Origin of the sequence: Acinetobacter sp. YH16031 (assembly GCF_013417335.1) — a bacterium.
Lineage (GTDB): Bacteria > Pseudomonadota > Gammaproteobacteria > Pseudomonadales > Moraxellaceae > Acinetobacter.
This window is the reverse complement of sequence record NZ_VPED01000008.1, coordinates 92,809-108,286: the sequence shown is the minus strand read 5'-3', so window position 1 is coordinate 108,286 and position 15,478 is coordinate 92,809. Positions and strand designations below refer to the sequence as shown.

The 15,478-nt window shown below is 41.2% G+C and carries 20 protein-coding genes; 7 read left to right on the top strand and 13 right to left on the bottom strand.

Going from position 1 to position 15,478, the window contains the following annotated elements; all coding sequences use genetic code 11:
* The coding region (locus tag FTV31_RS06000; protein ID WP_180013620.1) for a transposase family protein at nt 1-221 on the top strand (221 nt) is incomplete at its 5' end.
* 321 nt (nt 222-542) lie between these two features.
* Here the strand turns inward: FTV31_RS06000 and FTV31_RS17560 are convergent.
* On the bottom strand, nt 543-659 hold the full coding sequence (locus FTV31_RS17560) for a hypothetical protein (protein WP_373683639.1): 117 nt from the start codon (nt 657-659) through the stop codon (nt 543-545).
* Nucleotides 660-926: 267 nt separating this feature from the next.
* Here FTV31_RS17560 and FTV31_RS05995 point away from each other — a divergent pair, with 267 nt between their 5' ends.
* Both FTV31_RS05995 and FTV31_RS05990 read left to right on the top strand, forming a co-directional pair.
* Nucleotides 927-1,907 (top strand): MBL fold metallo-hydrolase, encoded by a 981-nt coding sequence (locus FTV31_RS05995; protein ID WP_180013618.1) that lies wholly within the window; start codon nt 927-929, stop codon nt 1,905-1,907.
* A 449-nt stretch (nt 1,908-2,356) separates the two neighbouring features.
* The gene (locus FTV31_RS05990) at nt 2,357-3,544 is read left to right on the top strand and encodes an ammonium transporter (protein ID WP_180013616.1); all 1,188 of its coding nucleotides are present in this window, start codon (nt 2,357-2,359) and stop codon (nt 3,542-3,544) included.
* A gap of 63 nt (nt 3,545-3,607) precedes the next feature.
* Here the strand turns inward: FTV31_RS05990 and FTV31_RS05985 are convergent, their stop codons facing one another.
* Together FTV31_RS05985 and FTV31_RS05980 are read right to left on the bottom strand one after the other, a co-directional pair.
* Nucleotides 3,608-4,231, bottom strand: a complete 624-nt coding sequence (locus tag FTV31_RS05985; RefSeq protein WP_004785033.1) for a LysE family translocator — start codon at nt 4,229-4,231, stop codon at nt 3,608-3,610.
* 102 nt (nt 4,232-4,333) lie between these two features.
* Nucleotides 4,334-4,519 (bottom strand): NF038215 family lipoprotein, encoded by a 186-nt coding sequence (locus FTV31_RS05980; RefSeq protein WP_004785035.1) that lies wholly within the window; start codon nt 4,517-4,519, stop codon nt 4,334-4,336.
* Nucleotides 4,520-4,697: 178 nt separating this feature from the next.
* Between FTV31_RS05980 and FTV31_RS05975 the strand changes: the two genes are divergently transcribed.
* Nucleotides 4,698-5,558: a 1-aminocyclopropane-1-carboxylate deaminase/D-cysteine desulfhydrase gene (locus tag FTV31_RS05975; protein ID WP_180013614.1), complete on the top strand. Its 861-nt coding sequence runs from the start codon at nt 4,698-4,700 to the stop codon at nt 5,556-5,558.
* Between the two features lie 24 nt (nt 5,559-5,582).
* Here FTV31_RS05975 and FTV31_RS05970 read toward each other — a convergent pair whose 3' ends face one another.
* Nucleotides 5,583-5,906 (bottom strand): hypothetical protein, encoded by a 324-nt coding sequence (locus FTV31_RS05970; RefSeq protein WP_180013612.1) that lies wholly within the window; start codon nt 5,904-5,906, stop codon nt 5,583-5,585.
* 187 nt (nt 5,907-6,093) lie between these two features.
* On the opposite strand from FTV31_RS05970, the gene FTV31_RS05965 reads away from it, so the two are divergent.
* On the top strand, nt 6,094-7,293 hold the full coding sequence (locus tag FTV31_RS05965) for an NAD(P)/FAD-dependent oxidoreductase (protein ID WP_180013610.1): 1,200 nt from the start codon (nt 6,094-6,096) through the stop codon (nt 7,291-7,293).
* A 34-nt stretch (nt 7,294-7,327) separates the two neighbouring features.
* Here the strand turns inward: FTV31_RS05965 and FTV31_RS05960 are convergent, their stop codons facing one another.
* The 4 genes from FTV31_RS05960 to FTV31_RS05945 form a co-directional block, all read right to left on the bottom strand.
* The gene (locus FTV31_RS05960) at nt 7,328-7,480 is read right to left on the bottom strand and encodes a hypothetical protein (protein WP_180013608.1); all 153 of its coding nucleotides are present in this window, start codon (nt 7,478-7,480) and stop codon (nt 7,328-7,330) included.
* A 129-nt stretch (nt 7,481-7,609) separates the two neighbouring features.
* Entirely contained in the window at nt 7,610-7,777 is a 168-nt protein-coding gene (locus FTV31_RS05955; RefSeq protein ID WP_179992650.1) for a hypothetical protein, read from the bottom strand.
* 67 nt (nt 7,778-7,844) lie between these two features.
* Nucleotides 7,845-9,680, bottom strand: a complete 1,836-nt coding sequence (locus FTV31_RS05950) for a mechanosensitive ion channel (protein ID WP_180013606.1) — start codon at nt 9,678-9,680, stop codon at nt 7,845-7,847.
* Nucleotides 9,681-9,878: 198 nt separating this feature from the next.
* The gene (locus FTV31_RS05945) at nt 9,879-10,232 is read right to left on the bottom strand and encodes a hypothetical protein (protein WP_180013604.1); all 354 of its coding nucleotides are present in this window, start codon (nt 10,230-10,232) and stop codon (nt 9,879-9,881) included.
* 407 nt (nt 10,233-10,639) lie between these two features.
* On the opposite strand from FTV31_RS05945, the gene FTV31_RS05940 reads away from it, so the two are divergent.
* Nucleotides 10,640-11,062: a hypothetical protein gene (locus FTV31_RS05940; protein ID WP_180013602.1), complete on the top strand. Its 423-nt coding sequence runs from the start codon at nt 10,640-10,642 to the stop codon at nt 11,060-11,062.
* Between the two features lie 305 nt (nt 11,063-11,367).
* Here FTV31_RS05940 and FTV31_RS05935 read toward each other — a convergent pair whose 3' ends face one another.
* Nucleotides 11,368-12,129, bottom strand: coding sequence for a ferredoxin--NADP reductase (locus tag FTV31_RS05935; protein ID WP_180013600.1), 762 nt, complete (start codon nt 12,127-12,129; stop codon nt 11,368-11,370).
* 85 nt (nt 12,130-12,214) lie between these two features.
* Between FTV31_RS05935 and gigC the strand changes: the two genes are divergently transcribed.
* Nucleotides 12,215-13,093 (top strand): LysR family transcriptional regulator GigC, encoded by an 879-nt coding sequence (gene gigC, locus FTV31_RS05930; RefSeq protein ID WP_159124400.1) that lies wholly within the window; start codon nt 12,215-12,217, stop codon nt 13,091-13,093.
* 42 nt (nt 13,094-13,135) lie between these two features.
* Here the strand turns inward: gigC and FTV31_RS05925 are convergent, their stop codons facing one another.
* The 4 genes from FTV31_RS05925 to upp form a co-directional block, all read right to left on the bottom strand.
* A complete protein-coding gene (locus FTV31_RS05925) occupies nt 13,136-13,717 on the bottom strand; it encodes a cold shock domain-containing protein (RefSeq protein WP_180013598.1) in 582 nt (193 codons plus the stop codon).
* A gap of 133 nt (nt 13,718-13,850) precedes the next feature.
* Nucleotides 13,851-14,213: a hypothetical protein gene (locus FTV31_RS05920; protein WP_180013596.1), complete on the bottom strand. Its 363-nt coding sequence runs from the start codon at nt 14,211-14,213 to the stop codon at nt 13,851-13,853.
* Nucleotides 14,214-14,419: 206 nt separating this feature from the next.
* Nucleotides 14,420-14,713 (bottom strand): cold shock domain-containing protein, encoded by a 294-nt coding sequence (locus FTV31_RS05915; RefSeq protein WP_004785065.1) that lies wholly within the window; start codon nt 14,711-14,713, stop codon nt 14,420-14,422.
* An 85-nt stretch (nt 14,714-14,798) separates the two neighbouring features.
* Nucleotides 14,799-15,434 carry a uracil phosphoribosyltransferase gene (gene upp, locus FTV31_RS05910; protein WP_004785068.1) on the bottom strand — a complete coding sequence of 212 codons (636 nt, stop codon included), beginning with the start codon at nt 15,432-15,434 and terminating at the stop codon, nt 14,799-14,801.
* Nucleotides 15,435-15,478: the final 44 nt, after the last annotated feature.

The following is a 15,478-nucleotide window of genomic DNA, read 5'->3' as shown; positions in this document are numbered from 1 at the left end:
GCCTGTTGCCATTAAAAGCCAAAAGACACTGTAAATTGGATCCTGAATTGAAAATCTATAATCAAGAAATCAATAAAAGAAGAATCGGAATTGAGCATGTATTTGGCAGCCTGAAAACCTTCAAAATCCTTGCTGAGCGTTATCGAAATAGAGGTAAAAGGCTTGGTTTGAGATTCAATTTAATCGCTGGAATCTACAACTTGGAACTGAGCAAAAAATGATTTATGAAAGAGGTCTATTACAATACATAAGAAAGATTTTAATCAAAGCTAGTAAGTAATGTAATTAAAGAAAAATTTTTAATCACATGACTTTCGACATGGATGTCGCTCGTTCGTTAGGGGCACATGGACGTGCCCTCTAACGAACAAGGGATTTTTGTTACTTTTGATCCTTCAAAAGTAAGGCAAAGAATTCCCCTTATCCCAACCTTCTCCCAAAGGGTGATGGAGCTTTCAATAAAGTTTTTAAATTTATATCCAAGTATGATAAAAAAGCCTCTATCTTGAGGCTTTTTTAGGTCGATCTAAATCAGATAGCACTTATTTATCAAGGAAAAATTCCCAGATGACATAGCCAATGCCGAAGCCCAGCAATGAATATAAGGTAATAATGAAAAATACAAATGCTGCATTATTTTTCTTTTTCCAAAAACTCATAGCGATACCCAAGGCTGTTTGCAATACCCCATGTTAACGGGCTTTTTTATAAAAGTGAAATTTATCTAAGTATTTTATTTATAAAAATATTTTTAGATAAAAAATCTTCTCTTTCCTTACAAAATCAATATACAGATTCAAACTGAATGCCTAGTACAGATATTCAATTCCTCTTCTCTCTTTAAAAAATGGTAAATATTTTTATATTCTATTTTCATGCTTTACATGCTAATACATAGCATAAACTTCACAACCATAAGAATTGCCATGAATATTTTAAAGACCTCCCTCCTCACCTCTCTACTTTCATTTTCTGTTTTAGGTGTAAGTGTGAGTCAGGCTGCTGAACCTGCAACGATTGCTTCACAAAAACAAGTCGCCGGCTACTACCATCACCAAATTGGTAATACCCAGATCACCGCCCTGCTCGATGGTACAAACTACTTAAATCCATCGATGTTTAAAGGCTTAAGTGATGCAGAAAAAACTGAGATTTTAAAGAAATATCATGCCGATCAAGCCAAAGGTATACAGACCTCAGTCAATGCCTTCCTGATTAATACCGGCAATCAACTGCTCATGGTGGATAGCGGAGCTGCAAGTTGCTTTGGTGCACACTTAGGGTCAATTTATAATAACCTCAAGGCATCAGGTTATCAGCCTACACAAGTGAGTGGTATTTTCCTGACTCATCTACACCCTGACCATGTCTGTGGTATTTCAAATAACGGCGCAGCAAATTATCCAAATGCCACCTTACATATTTCCAAAACCGAGTATGACTACTGGCTAAGTCCAAATACCGTCAAAAAACTACCGAAAGACCAGCAGGAAGGTTTCTTAGGCACCGTAGAGAAAATTAAAGCAGCTCTTGCACCCTATGAAAAAGCTAAAAAAGTGAAAGTCTTTTCTGATAAATCTTTAGCTTTTGGTGGGGTCGAGTTTAAGCCATCCTTTGGTCATACCCCAGGGCATTACAGCTTTAAACTCAAAGCCGATGGTCAAGAAGTGGTTTTTGTCGGTGACATCGTCCATTCACATACCTTGCAATTCGACAAACCTGAAACAGCCATAGAATTCGATGTCGATCCTAAAACTGCGGTGCAAACCCGTTTAAAGCATTTTGCTGAATATGCAAAGCAAGGTCAGACCATTGCAGCGCCACATTTACCATTCCCGGGGATCGGTCATATTTACTCTAAAGATGGAAAGAGCTATCAATGGATTCCTGTACATTTTAAAGATTAATTGAATACTTCAGAGATTTTAGCTCCGGATGAAACCCTAATTTATTAGGGTTTTATTTATTGGAGATATAGCTAATCAATAGCCTATATGACTTCTAAAATTTAAAATCATGATGTGCTTTTGCAATTCAAAATCATCTTTCATTTAATTTTTTAAATTTTTTCTTAAAAATCCTTTCACTTTTCATGTGCATCTTTAGCACACATTTTTAACACGCCATTTTCCTTGATAAAGCTAAATATCTAAAAAACAAAATATAAATTTAAATTTTATCTTTTCTTATGACGTCTTAGTTTGGTGCACAAAATTCTATTGTGCTTTATATCGAGTCTTGTCAGTTTCAAGAAATTCTTTATCAAAATTTCCCTTGTTAGTAACTCTTTTCGAATCAGTTTGCCTCTATATACTGGATTTCTTTTGTGATTCTATGCACTAAATTGGAACGCACAATGCAAAATATAGACTTATTATTTCTCCTTCTCGGTGCGGTTCTAGTGCTTGCCATGCACGCAGGATTTGCGTTTTTAGAACTAGGGACAGTTCGCCATAAGAATCAGGTCAATGCCTTAAGTAAAATTCTCACTGACTTTTCCCTATCCGCCATCGCTTACTTTTTGGTGGGCTACTATATTGCCTATGGTCAGCATTTTTTCCACGATGCCTCTACTCTAGCAGCCGATCATGGTTATAACCTGATGCGCTGTTTCTTCCTGCTGACCTTTGCCGCTGCTATTCCTGCGATTATCTCGGGAGGAATTGCAGAACGTGCCAAAATGCGTTCGCAGGCTTTAGCGACTTTATTTCTGGTGGCTCTGATTTATCCATTTTTTGAAGGAATGATCTGGAATGGTAACTTTGGTTTTCAGGACTGGCTGGCAGATACCTTCGGTGCCAGCTTCCACGATTTCGCCGGCTCTGTGGTCGTGCATGGCATGGGGGGCTGGATTGCTCTGGCAGCGGTCGTTTTACTGGGTGCACGCAATGGTCGATATAAAAATGATGGCCGGATTACTGCACATCCACCTTCATCCATCCCTTTCCTTGCTCTAGGCTCATGGATTTTGATTGTTGGCTGGTTTGGCTTTAATGTGATGAGTGCACAGCGCCTGGACGCCATTTCCGGACTGGTTGCAATTAACTCTTTAATGGCGATGGTCGGTGGAACTATTGCGGCAAAAGTAGCCGGTAAAGATGATCCTGGCTTCTTGCACAACGGCCCATTAGCCGGACTGGTGGCCATCTGTGCAGGTTCTGATGTGGTACATCCACTGGGTGCGTTATTTATCGGAATCAGCGCAGGCGTGATTTTTGTAAAACTCTTTACCTATACCCAAAATAAACTCAAAGTTGATGATGTATTAGGGGTCTGGCCTTTGCATGGCGTATGTGGTGCTTTCGGTGGAATTGCTGCCGGTGTATTCGGTCAGCAATGGCTAGGAGGTATGGGCGGTGTTTCTATCATTTCACAATTATTCGGTACCGTACTGGCGATTGTAGTGGCTCTGGCAGGTGGATTCCTGGTTTATGGTCTGCTGAAAGTGTTGATCGGTATTCGTCTGAGTCAGGAAGAAGAATTTACCGGTGCGGATTTATCTATTCACCGGATCTCGGCAAATTCGGAAGAAAATATTTTTTAAGAACCAAATTAAAAAAGCCCCGAATCATTGGGGCTTTTTTTATGGTCTGCGATAATTGGAAAATTACTTCATCCCAAAGATCAGCTTTAATCCCAGCACGGTCATGACCGCCCCTGCTGCACGGTCAAAACCGGCTTTAAACTTCAAATATACTCGACGTGGCTTTTCAGCAGAAAGTGCAACGGCCACCAGCGAGCACCAGCCTGCATCAATAAAGAAACATAAAACCGGTAATACAAAATAAAAGTAAGTTGGAATTTCTTTTGGCAAAAGCGCAGTAAAAATACTGGCCAATACAATGGCAATTTTTGGGTTAGATAATTGGGTAATCAAACCTGTCATATAAGCACGACGTAAGGACATCTGAGTTTGACTGTCATCGCCTGCATCGATCGGTTCTTTGGCATGCTTGATAATTTTAAAAGCCAACCAGAGCAGATATAAACCACCACAAATTTTAAGCGCCAGATAGGCAGACGGCACAGCCAGCAAGAATGCCTGTAAACCTAGGACTGCAAGTAGGCCAAAAATAGCCGCCCCAGTACCAGTCCCTAAAGCTGTAAATAAGCCATGCTTACGTGAGATCGCAATTGAATTTTTCGCTACATAAATAGATGTTGGTCCTGGGCTCATTGCACCTAACATGAGGGCAAAGGCAATTGAACCTAAAATCCAAAATGATTCCACGTGACCATCCAAACTTAAAATGAATGGCTTATTTTAAGTAAAAATAATTTATTTTGCTTTAATATTTCTACACAAATGATGCAATATTTGTGCGAAATCCTGCTATTTCTTCAGTTGGTCTTGAGCGGTGAGGGATGAATCAAGCATCTTATAATCATGGTCATGCACCGGAACTCCGCCAATGATCATGCTTCGTGTATCAGTTTTAGGTTTATTCAGCGGATCATCACAGCCAGATAAGCCTACTAAGAACAATACACTTAAAATCGTACAGGATAGTATTTTCATTATTCTATCCTCCTCTAAGTTCCCTATAAGATTCAGATTAGCAAATTTGTTTAAATTTTCAGCATATGAATTGTGACAATCTACGAAATTTTATTCTTAGTTTAAGGAGCTCATGATTCTGCCATCCTGCTGATTCTATTTCGCTATAATTTGCTCATTCTTAGCTTATGAAAATACCATGTTTGAAAAAATCGCCCAGCATATTCCAGACCAGCGCACCTGGCTGAAAAACAGGTTTGTAACCATACGCCGTCTGGATCTGGTGCATCCACAAATATCAGGCAACAAGTTTTTTAAACTGAAATACAATTTTCTGGAAGCACAACAACTTGGCTTTAAAAAGCTGCTGACTTTTGGGGGCGCTTATTCCAATCATATTGCCGCAACGGCGTTTGCAGCACAGCAGTTTGGCTTTGAGAGTGTCGGCATTATTCGGGGTGAGGAACTGGCCCATCGGCCCTTAAACCCCACTTTAGCGTTGGCACAACAATTTGGCATGCAATTGTATTTTGTGAGTCGTGAAGAATATCGACGTAAACAGGACGCTGATTATCTAGAAGCGTTAGCACAAAAGTTTCCTGCACATTACATCATTCCTGAAGGCGGTACTAATACATTGGCGATTCGGGGATGTCAGGAGATTCTAAAGGACGGCGATGCACAGTTTGATGTGATCTGCTGTGCTGTAGGTACTGGTGGCACGATCACAGGTTTGATTGAAGCCAGCAATCCTCAGCAACAGGTATTAGGATTTTCTGCCTTAAAAGGCGACTTCCTGAATGAGGAGGTGGCTAAGCTGACCACGAAAAGAAACTGGTCCATTCTCGATGATTATTGTTGCGGTGGCTATGCCAAAACCACTCCTGAACTGATCCAGTTTATACAGCACTTTGAAGCTGAATATGATATTGCCTTAGAGCAGATTTATACGGGAAAAATGCTGCAGGGAATTTCTGACCTGATTGAAACAGGCTATTTTCCAGCAGAAGCAAAGCTACTAATCCTGCATACTGGTGGACTACAAGGTCGTAATATTTAATTGCCTTAAAGTACTGATCGAAACTTAAATGCCTATCGGATTATTTTCGTTTAATGCAATCAGCCCTTTGACCAGTCGATAGACATGCCAGACAAAGACCAAAAAAATAATCACAAAACCAATCAGAATTACAGTGAGCAAACCACCCAGAATATAACCCAGCAAGCTGAACCAGAAAGTTTTGATCTGCCAGTCCACATGACTTTCTAGCCAGGTGCCCCGCATTTCATTACGTTTGATATAATTCATGATGATGGCGATTAATGGGGTTATTCCCAGGAAAAAACCCAGTAGATGAAGAATATAGCTGATCAGATTATATTGTTTGTATGCTGCCGTATCCGTCATAAATTATTCCTTTCATTGTGATTATTTTTTAAGCATGACAAAACTATGCATGAATCCGCCAGCTGCTTCAAATTATTTATGATAAATATTCGCTAACACACTGTAATTCGGACAGCCCCTTCAGGAATAGAGAAAGCTGAAATAAAATTGTCTATAATGCTCCCCTTTCTTCTCCCTTGAGTGTGTCATGTCTGTTCAGCAATACGATGTTTTGGTCATAGGTGCAGGTGCATCAGGTTTAATGACGGCCTATATGGCAGCGCAACGTGGTCGTAAAGTCGTAGTCGTTGAAAAAGCCAATAAGGTGGGTAAGAAAATCCTGATGTCCGGTGGTGGCAAATGTAATTTCACCAACCTCTATGTCGAACCTGAAAATTTCATCTCGCACAATCCGCATTTTGTGATTTCAGCACTGACCCGCTATACCAATTGGGATTTTATTGGCTTGGTCTGCGAATATGGCATCGAGTATGAAGAACGTAAACATGGACAGCTATTTACCTTAAATGGTGCCAAAGAAATTCTGGCGATGGTGCTGTCCGAATGCGACAAGACCGGTCTGGTTGAGATCAAAACCAACTGCGAAGTGAAAGCCGTTAATGCTGTGGATGATCAGGGATTTCAGGTAGCCACTTCTTTAGGATATTTTGAAGTAGAATCGGTTGTGGTTGCTTCAGGTGGCTTGTCGATTCCGACTCTAGGCGGTTCAGGCATCGGCTATGAGATTGCCAAGCAGTTTGGACATCATGTCTATCCAACCCGTGCCGGTCTGGTACCCTTTACTTTCTCGGATAGTTTCAAGGAAGTCACCACTCGTCTGAGCGGTAATGCAGTCGAAGCCACGCTGTCTAATGACCTAAACAGTTTTACTGAAGCTTTACTGTTTACCCATCGTGGTCTGAGCGGCCCTAGCTCCCTACAACTATCAAATTACTGGGATGTTGGCCAAAGTTTTAAGGTCGACTTTCTGCCAAGTATCGACCTGTTTGATTTCTTTAAATCTAAAAAACAGACTCAGCCTAAAGTATTGCTACGCACACTGTTGACCGAACATTTACCAAAGAGCGTAGTACTAGAATTACAGAATCTGATCTGGCCTGAAGTCGCTGAAACTTCTATTGGCAATATTAGTGATGACAAGTTGGAACAGATTGCTAAACGTTTAAGTGGCTTTGAATTGAAGCCTTCTGGAACTGAAGGTTACCGGACAGCCGAGGTAACTTTGGGCGGTGTGGATACAACCGAAGTTTCATCTAAAACCATGGAAAGCAAAAAGCAGAAAGGCTTGTATTTTGTGGGCGAGATACTGGATGTGACTGGTCATTTGGGAGGTTTTAACTTCCAATGGGCATGGTCATCAGCGCATGCCGCATCGGAATATGTTTAATATAGAGATGATTTGGGAAGAGAAAATACTTCGCTTATTCCAGATAATCCGTTTTAAACAGGTTGAGATTGGCCGTATTTTCTAAACGGTCAATCGTCAGTTGCATTTTCTGAGCCGCTTCCTGCAGATGTAATGGTACTTGATCTGCCATAGGTGCCATGAATTTATGCTGCAATGTTTTCCACATCTTATTGATCTCCTTTTTCTTTATATTTTTAATGCAAGAAAAATACCAAAATTATTTTAGTATTCACTTGAATATTCTATATTTTTAAAAAAAGAAATTCTATGTATAGTGACTAGGCAGTATTTCGACTTAGTTAAATTCGTCTGGATCAGGTATTTTCTTATCCAGCTCTTTTTCAGCCTGCTCATCCTGTTTGCTTTTCACAAAGACAAATCGATAGGCAGCCGTGAAAAAGCCAATGGTAATGCCTGCTATCACTAAGGGTGCTAACAGATTATTCGGTTTCTTGGCATTCATTCAGATTTCCTCATAATTAAAAAAATCGACCACTCAAGCGTGGCCGATTTTGTTTAAATAGAACAGGTTAATTCGGGTCATCTTTTTTTGGATGACTATCGACATCCGGTTCTTCTTCACCTGTAGAACCAAATGGATTATTCGCTGGTGGATGAGTTGGATCAACTTGAAGCGAATCCGGTACAGCCTGATCGACATCTGGTGTTACCTGGTCTACCCCTGACGCTTCATCATCCTGTGGTGCAGTAGTCAAGGTCGCTGGCGTACTATTGGATAAATTGGTACGCATTGGCGTATTGTCATCTTGTGATTGATCTTGCTTCGGCACAATATTTTCTCCTGTAGTTGAACTGCCTGCACCTGTAGTACCACTGACATCAGCACCTAAGCCTGAAGTCATGATATTAGTTTCATTTTTCAAAGGATTCGGCTCTTTAGCTTCTCGTTTAGCTTTATCGATCAAATCAGTCAGTACACGTTCTGCTGGTTGACGGCCACCGAGACCAAAGGCCAAGGCAAATGCCACAGCAACAGCACCCAGAGTTAAACCGAAGGCCAGATTCACGATCGAGTCAGCAATGCCCATGGCACGTAGACCCATCGCAATGACCAGACCCATGATCAGTACACGAACTAGGTTCGCTAACCAGCGTGAACTGTTGTATTCACCACGTTGCACAATATTGGCAACTACATTGGCCAGCCAGAAGCCAATCACCAGGATCACAGCACCTAGCAGGATGTTTGCACCGAAGTAGATGAACATCGCGATCAGGCCACTCACCTGTTCAAAGCCTAAACGGTCCGCAGCTTCGGAAACTGCAAATAGCATGGTGAACAGTACAATCAGATAACCCACCAGACTTGATAGTTTGGTTTTGCCTAGGAAGCGTTGCAGATCCAGTTTAGCTGGAACCTCATCTACGCCTGTTCCGGCAACGACTTCAGTCACCAGACGTGCTACCAGTCTAGACACCACATAAGCCAGGATCAGAATCAGTGCAGCTGCAATGATATTTGGAATGGCATTCATGATCTCATACAGCATTGCAGTTGCTGGTTGAGAAATTGCTTCAATACCCAGTGCTTCAAATGCAATGATTAATGACGTAATAATTACGACTGCGAAGATGAATGAACCAATCAGTTGAGCGACATTCGAGTTTTTGAAAATGCCGACTTTCTCAGCTTGATGTTGAATATTCAAGCTGTTGAGCAAACCTTCAACTATACCGCGAACGATTTTTGCCAGAATGTATCCGACAAATACAATAACTGCAGCAATGAAGATATTAGGTAGATAACTTACGACATCCGTCAGCATGTTCTGCACAGGCAGTAACAAACCGTGTAAACCTAGAATCGACAAGACGATTGGCAAGAACAGCAGTAAAATCAGCCAGTAAACAATTTCACTGATATTTTGGCTAATCGGACTTACACCAACTTCGGCACTCAGCTTTTCATCCAGCTGGGTACGGTCAAGCATTTTTTGCAAGCCGACTTTGACCAGATTCGCCACAATCCATCCAATAAAGGCTACAGCAACAGCCGCCAGCAATTGTGGAATAAAGAGCAGGAACTGCTGGATCATATTACTGAACGGTCCGCTCACTGCGGTCAGATTCAGTACGTTAAGCGCACCGATGACTGCAATGATCAGAATAATCCAGAACACAACACGAGCGATAATACTCTCGACATTAGAGCGATGTCCTGTCGCTGCATTTAAGTGTGTATTGGTCCCTAGTTTTTGCAAGATTTTTTTAACACCTGCCGAGACGAGTAATGCAATAATCCAACCTAGGACTAATATGGCAATTGCACTAAGAATTGGATGAAACTGATCCCAGTAGTACATGGCATCATAGCCACCACGTGGGCCTCTCATATAATCATTCATGTTTTCTGCCCTCTTTGTTATTACGCTATTTATCTGAATTCACGAGCTTATTTTTGAAATCTTCAGCTCTTTCCGATTGCTTATAAAGCTTGAACTTCCTGTACTTAGCTTGCCTGGAGATACAGAACTTTGAAAAACATCACCACCTATTGCAAAAAAGCCCTAGTCATTAACCAGAGCTTTTTTTAACAATTCCAGTTATTGGGTGGCCTGTTGAGCATCAGTTGCAGTAGCTTCTGCTGTATCTTGTGACATTTCGCCTACAGTGGCTGTTGCTTCTGTCATCGCATCATCTGCGGTAGCCATTGCTTCATTGCTTTCACCGCCTGGAGTAGTCGCCGGACTAGCATTATTGGCAGGGGCTTCAGTCGCTGGTACTGGTGTATTAGGCTGGGTCGCAGGCGCATCTGGCTTCACATCTGCAAACATATAGAACAGGACTGCCAGTAAAAAGATTCCGACCAAAATCAGGATATAGACAGGAATGCGCTTCTTCTGCGTAATTGCTGCCTGATCATGCAAAGGTGGTTTTTTATTAAAATCATCAACCATGACCATTCTCACTCTTTCTTATTCATAAGTAGATTTTTATCATAACAAGCAGTTATCACAGCTTCTGTGACAAAAGATGGTGAGATAGTGAATGGATGTAAGTTATATGTATGAGTCTGATGAACTTGGTATTAGTTTCAAAAAGAGGTATTTTCTGGCCTGAATATACTATGCTCTTATGGTTAGAAACTCTCTTCCCAGACAGTTGATACTGGTGGTTTTTAGCTGATTTATCAGGAATTGAATTGTCTATAAAACAAACAATACACTACTTTGATTTTATTTAATTTTAAACACATATTAAGTGGGCTAAAACATGCTGTAAAAATACCGTTTTTCAATATACCTGCTACTTTGCGCAAAATACGTTATAATTATCCACCTTATTTTTCATGCACCCGAGTTTTATGGCGTATCGTCAACAGAGTGTATCGCTTGATCTTGACACTGACATCACACATCAATGCGCTTTGCACTACACTCGTGATCAGCATCTGATTGGAATCATTGAATTTAGCAAACCGAGCTTTATGCTACGCTGGCAGGATCTGGAATATTTCCGCCGCCGTACTGAAGAAATGTCGGTAATGCCTTTTCCGGACTGCATTAATGCCATGGTCATTGATGTACGGAATGTTGCGGCCTGGCTAGATAATGACGTTCCGATTATTCCATGGCGCCTACTGGAAGAAGATTGCCCGGTACGTCTAGTTGTGCCTGCGGATCGGATCGAGCATTATGCCGGTTTCTTTGAGCCAACCTGGTTAACGACCGATACAGATACTGCCATTCAGGAAATTCGTGACTTTATGGATATGTTTGTACATTAATTCCTAAATAGTAAAAACCTCCATATGGAAGTTTTTTTTGTGCCTAAAACTCCTCCCTTTAATAAAGGAGGGGTTTGGTGGGGATTCTTTTTAACTTGAAAATATTTTCAGTTTTAATCCATTTCTAACTTAAAGAAGAATGTAACTCCCTTTCCTTTTAAGCGATGAGCAGCACTGCTGCGCAAGGGAGAGGTAAAAGCCCCTCCTTTGCAAAGGAGGGGTTGGGGAGGATTCAAGAACTGACAAATAATCTAACTTCAATCCCTCCTAACCTTCCTTTTAGAAAGGGAGGAACTCTGAAGGAATTACCAATAATTCTCTACCGCAATATTTCCTTCACCACGGCGGTTCATGGTCAGACCACGTGCTTTTAGCGCTTCTTTGGTATCTTCGACCATTTCCGGGTTACCACAGAGCATCACATGACTGGTTTCAGGATTAAGCTGGAGTCCTGCTGCCCGTTCAAGTTCCCCATTTTCAATCAAGATCGGTAAACGATGGTGAAGTGCTGCTTCAGGATCACGGGTAATAATTGGAATAAATTTAAAACCTGTATGACCTTCGCCAAAGCTCTCGGCAATTTCCTGAATACGGTCGACATAAGCCAGTTCGTCTTGCGTACGGACGCTATAAACCAGGTTAATATGTTTATATTTATTCCAGGTCTCAAAGTCTTGCAGCATAGATAAAAATGGTGCCAGACCTGTACCAGTGCCAAGCAGCCATAAATCTTGTGGCAATGGCAATTGATAACGCGCCAGAGTCAGATAGCCATAGGGAATTTTCTCTAAGTAGAGTTCATCACCTACTTTAAGATGTTGTAAATTCGAAGTAAATTTCCCTTCCGGAACCACAATCGAAAAAAATTCCAGCGTCTCATCAAAAGGTGATGACACGACTGAATATGCCCGAACGACCAGTTCATCCCCCACTTTCAAGCCAATACGCGCAAACTGTCCTGCCGTAAACTTGAAATGCGCAGGTCTGGTCATGGTGAAACTAAACAGCGTATTGGTCCAACGGTGTACAGATAAAACCTTTTCTAAGCTAAATTTTTCAATAGACATGATTCAAACGTGGCATCAAAGACTATGCTCATGGTAGCATGACAGTATAATTTATTAATATTTTTTAAATGTTAAGGCTCTATTCATGCGCATGACTTTACGCCAGTTGGCTGTTTTTGTAGCAGTTGCTCAAGAAGGCACCGTCACCAAAGCCAGTGATGCAGTCAAACTCACCCAAAGTGCGGCGAGTATGGCTTTAGCAGATTTAGAAGATGGTCTTGGCGCGCCTTTATTCGACCGTCTTGGTAAGCGTTTACAGCTCAATGACTTAGGTCGTTTTCTTCTCCCGCAAGCTCTTGAAATCCTTGGCCGCTGTGAAGCTTTCGAGCAGGCAGCCAAAGGTGAACTGCAAAGCATTGATCTTCGTCTCGGTGCGACGCTGACCATTTCCGACTATCTGATGCCAGATCTGATGGCGGATTTCCTGAAAATCCAGCCACAGGCTCACTTGCAACTGCAGGTCGGCAATACCCGTCAAATGATCGAAGCCGTAAATCAGTTCCAGCTAGATTTGGCCCTGATTGAAGGTTCTTGCCATTTACCACAACTGCAATGTATTCATTGGCGCGATGATGAACTGGCAGTATGCTGTGCGCCGGATCATCCTCTGGCTCAGCTAAACCGTCCGCTTACTGCTGAAGATTTTAAATCGGTTGAATGGATTTTACGTGAAGAAGGTTCAGGGACTCGTGAAGTCTTTGATAATGCCATTCTAAAAGATGTGCCTGATGCCAATATCCGTCTGACGCTAGGTCATAATGAAGCAATTCTGAAGATTGTGGCAGGTGGTTTAGGGATGTCCTGTATTTCCAAGCTGGCAATTGAACCTTTACAGGAAAAAGGTCAACTGGTCATTCTGAATACGCCATTCTGGTCACTCACCCGTCCTTTATTTATGCTGGTACACCGCCAGAAATATCAAGGCCCCGGTCTTAAAGCTTTTATGAAATTCTGTGAAGCATAAAATTTTGTTAAAATAAAAAAGCGCCTAAGGGCGCTTTTTTATTTAGCGATGTCCAAATTGGCTTTCACATGGAATACCATCGCTATCACCATCCATTTTGGTACTCGGACAATTTCTTAAAAAGTATAAAGCTTCTTCATATGAACCCATTTGACTACAATGCTGTCGTCCATCACAGCTAAAATTCTGCTGTACTTGTGGTTCTTCAACTATACGTTGCACTTCTACTGGCTGTATTCTGCTGCTTTGCCAATCCTGATATTTGTTATAGACCGCATACGCTAAGCCAATCATAACCAGAAGCCCAATATAAGTGCTAAAGCTACTTTTCTTCTCTTGAGATTGTTTTCGTTGAGTAGTACGAGGCTTATTTTCTAATGCTCTTGACTGAGGCGTATGTCGAGGGGTTTCCGTCTTGAGATCCAAACGCACAATATTGTCTGCTTTAAACTTGCCTGCATCCTGTACTTTGAGAAACTTTAAACTTTCCCCAACTTTTGGTGGCACGTTCTTATTAGGGAAGTCTTTAATGTGGAAGAATAAATCTTTTGACTCACCCGCTATCTCAATAAAACCAAAACCTCGTTCTTCGTTATAGGTCTTGATCTTCCCCTCTAAAAACATAATTCACTCTATTGTTTGATATTTTTAATTATTGTATTCAAAGACTGATGAAAATCCTAAAAATAAAAAAGCACCGTAAGATGCTTTTTTATTTGAATGATGAGACAAATATCTTAGTAAAGGAGAACCTAACTTAAATTTCTCCAAAAATCATAAATCCAATCGCTATTACCAGAATCAACCAGAGTGTGGGACTAAAGAAAATAGTATTGCGTGCCGGATTAACTATCGTAGTAGAAGCTAGAGATGGCAATGCGACCACTTCAGAAAGGAACTCTTCCTGATGCTGGATATCTAGACGTACCATATTGTCCAGTTGAATCGCATTTTGCTCTTCAATGATTCTAAATTTAAGTCGTTCTCCGACTTGAGGTGCTATTTCAGGTGAAGGTAATTGATCTAACTGAAAATTAAGCTCCTGCGCATTATTTGCCAGTTCAATACTCCCAGTCCCACGTACAGCATCATAGGTTTTAATTCTTCCATCTGTAAACATGATATGTATCCCTAGATCATTCAACAGATGCGTAGTTTATATGGAAGGGATTAAAGGATATTGTTGAACTTTGGTGGGTATTTTATTGTTTTCACAACACTCTATAAGGTTCTGATTACACAAGATTCCTACAACTTACATAAACTTATAACTCAAATAAAAAAGAGGCTCTAGAGCCTCCTTTTGTATCTTTTTCCAAGCAAAAATTAACGCTTTAAATTCGACAATAGTGCTGATGTAATCGAAGTATTGACTGCTACCGCTTTGGCTTTTTTGGCTTTCTTCGATTTATCTTCTACACGCTCAATCTTGATGGCTTTATAGCGATCCCCATTCTGAACCACATTGAATTTTACCCGGTCATTGCGCTTCGGTTCACCTGAATCGGCAGGGAAATCCGAGATATGAAAAAATACCTCACCTTCAGGTGAAGAAATAAAACCAAATCCTTTTTCTGGATTGTACTGTTTTACTTTTCCTTGGTATTGCTCGGAAGTCATAAACGTCCCCTACTCTGTATCTGTCAGTATTCAGTATATAAAAAAGAGGCTGTAAAAGCCCCTTTTCTGTTCATTTTCAAAAATATTAGTCTTTTTGAACTGAACCAAAAATCTTGTCACCCGCATCTCCCAGACCCGGAACGATGTAACCATTTTCATTCAAGCCATGATCAATCGCCGCAGTGAAAATCACCACATCTGGATGAGCTTCTTCAACACGTTTAATGCCTTCAGGTGCTGCGACCAATACCATCACACGAATATCTTTACAGCCGCTAGCTTTCAATACGTCAATCGCAGCTACCAGAGAAGAACCAGTCGCCAGCATTGGATCAATGATCATGGCAAGACGGTTTTGTACGTCTGGAACCAGTTTTTTATAGTAAGTACGTGCCTGTAGGGTTTCTTCATCACGTTCCAGACCCAGTACAGAGACTTTGGCACTTGGAATCAGATTCAGGAAACCATCCAGCATACCAATGCCCGCACGTAGAATTGGCACCACAGTAATTTTCTTACCTGCAATACGGTCTACAGTTACCGGTCCGTTCCAGCCGTCAATCTCATGCTCAACGACAGGAAGATCCTTGGTCGCTTCATAAGTCAAAAGCATAGTCACTTCCTGAGCTAGCTCACGGAAGTTCTTGGTACTAATGTCAGCACGACGCAGTAAACCGAGTTTATGTCGAATTAATGGATGACGGATTTCATGGATTGCCACGGGAGAACACCTAGAAGGTTAAAGATAAATTTCCGCTATTATAA

Coding starts and splice junctions, on each gene's coding strand:
- FTV31_RS17560 (WP_373683639.1), bottom strand. CDS start 659: ATGAGTTTTTGGAAAAAGAAAAATAATGCAGCATTTGTATTTTTCATT.
- FTV31_RS05920 (WP_180013596.1), bottom strand. CDS start 14,213: ATGTTTACAGATGGAAGAATTAAAACCTATGATGCTGTACGTGGGACT.
- gigC (WP_159124400.1), top strand. CDS start 12,215: ATGCGCATGACTTTACGCCAGTTGGCTGTTTTTGTAGCAGTTGCTCAA.
- FTV31_RS05950 (WP_180013606.1), bottom strand. CDS start 9,680: ATGAATGATTATATGAGAGGCCCACGTGGTGGCTATGATGCCATGTAC.
- FTV31_RS05980 (WP_004785035.1), bottom strand. CDS start 4,519: ATGAAAATACTATCCTGTACGATTTTAAGTGTATTGTTCTTAGTAGGC.
- FTV31_RS05940 (WP_180013602.1), top strand. CDS start 10,640: ATGGCGTATCGTCAACAGAGTGTATCGCTTGATCTTGACACTGACATC.
- FTV31_RS05960 (WP_180013608.1), bottom strand. CDS start 7,480: ATGTGGAAAACATTGCAGCATAAATTCATGGCACCTATGGCAGATCAA.
- FTV31_RS05990 (WP_180013616.1), top strand. CDS start 2,357: ATGCAAAATATAGACTTATTATTTCTCCTTCTCGGTGCGGTTCTAGTG.
- FTV31_RS05975 (WP_180013614.1), top strand. CDS start 4,698: ATGTTTGAAAAAATCGCCCAGCATATTCCAGACCAGCGCACCTGGCTG.
- FTV31_RS05955 (WP_179992650.1), bottom strand. CDS start 7,777: ATGAATGCCAAGAAACCGAATAATCTGTTAGCACCCTTAGTGATAGCA.
- FTV31_RS05925 (WP_180013598.1), bottom strand. CDS start 13,717: ATGTTTTTAGAGGGGAAGATCAAGACCTATAACGAAGAACGAGGTTTT.
- FTV31_RS05970 (WP_180013612.1), bottom strand. CDS start 5,906: ATGACGGATACGGCAGCATACAAACAATATAATCTGATCAGCTATATT.
- FTV31_RS05915 (WP_004785065.1), bottom strand. CDS start 14,713: ATGACTTCCGAGCAATACCAAGGAAAAGTAAAACAGTACAATCCAGAA.
- FTV31_RS05945 (WP_180013604.1), bottom strand. CDS start 10,232: ATGGTTGATGATTTTAATAAAAAACCACCTTTGCATGATCAGGCAGCA.
- FTV31_RS05995 (WP_180013618.1), top strand. CDS start 927: ATGAATATTTTAAAGACCTCCCTCCTCACCTCTCTACTTTCATTTTCT.
- FTV31_RS05935 (WP_180013600.1), bottom strand. CDS start 12,129: ATGTCTATTGAAAAATTTAGCTTAGAAAAGGTTTTATCTGTACACCGT.
- FTV31_RS05965 (WP_180013610.1), top strand. CDS start 6,094: ATGTCTGTTCAGCAATACGATGTTTTGGTCATAGGTGCAGGTGCATCA.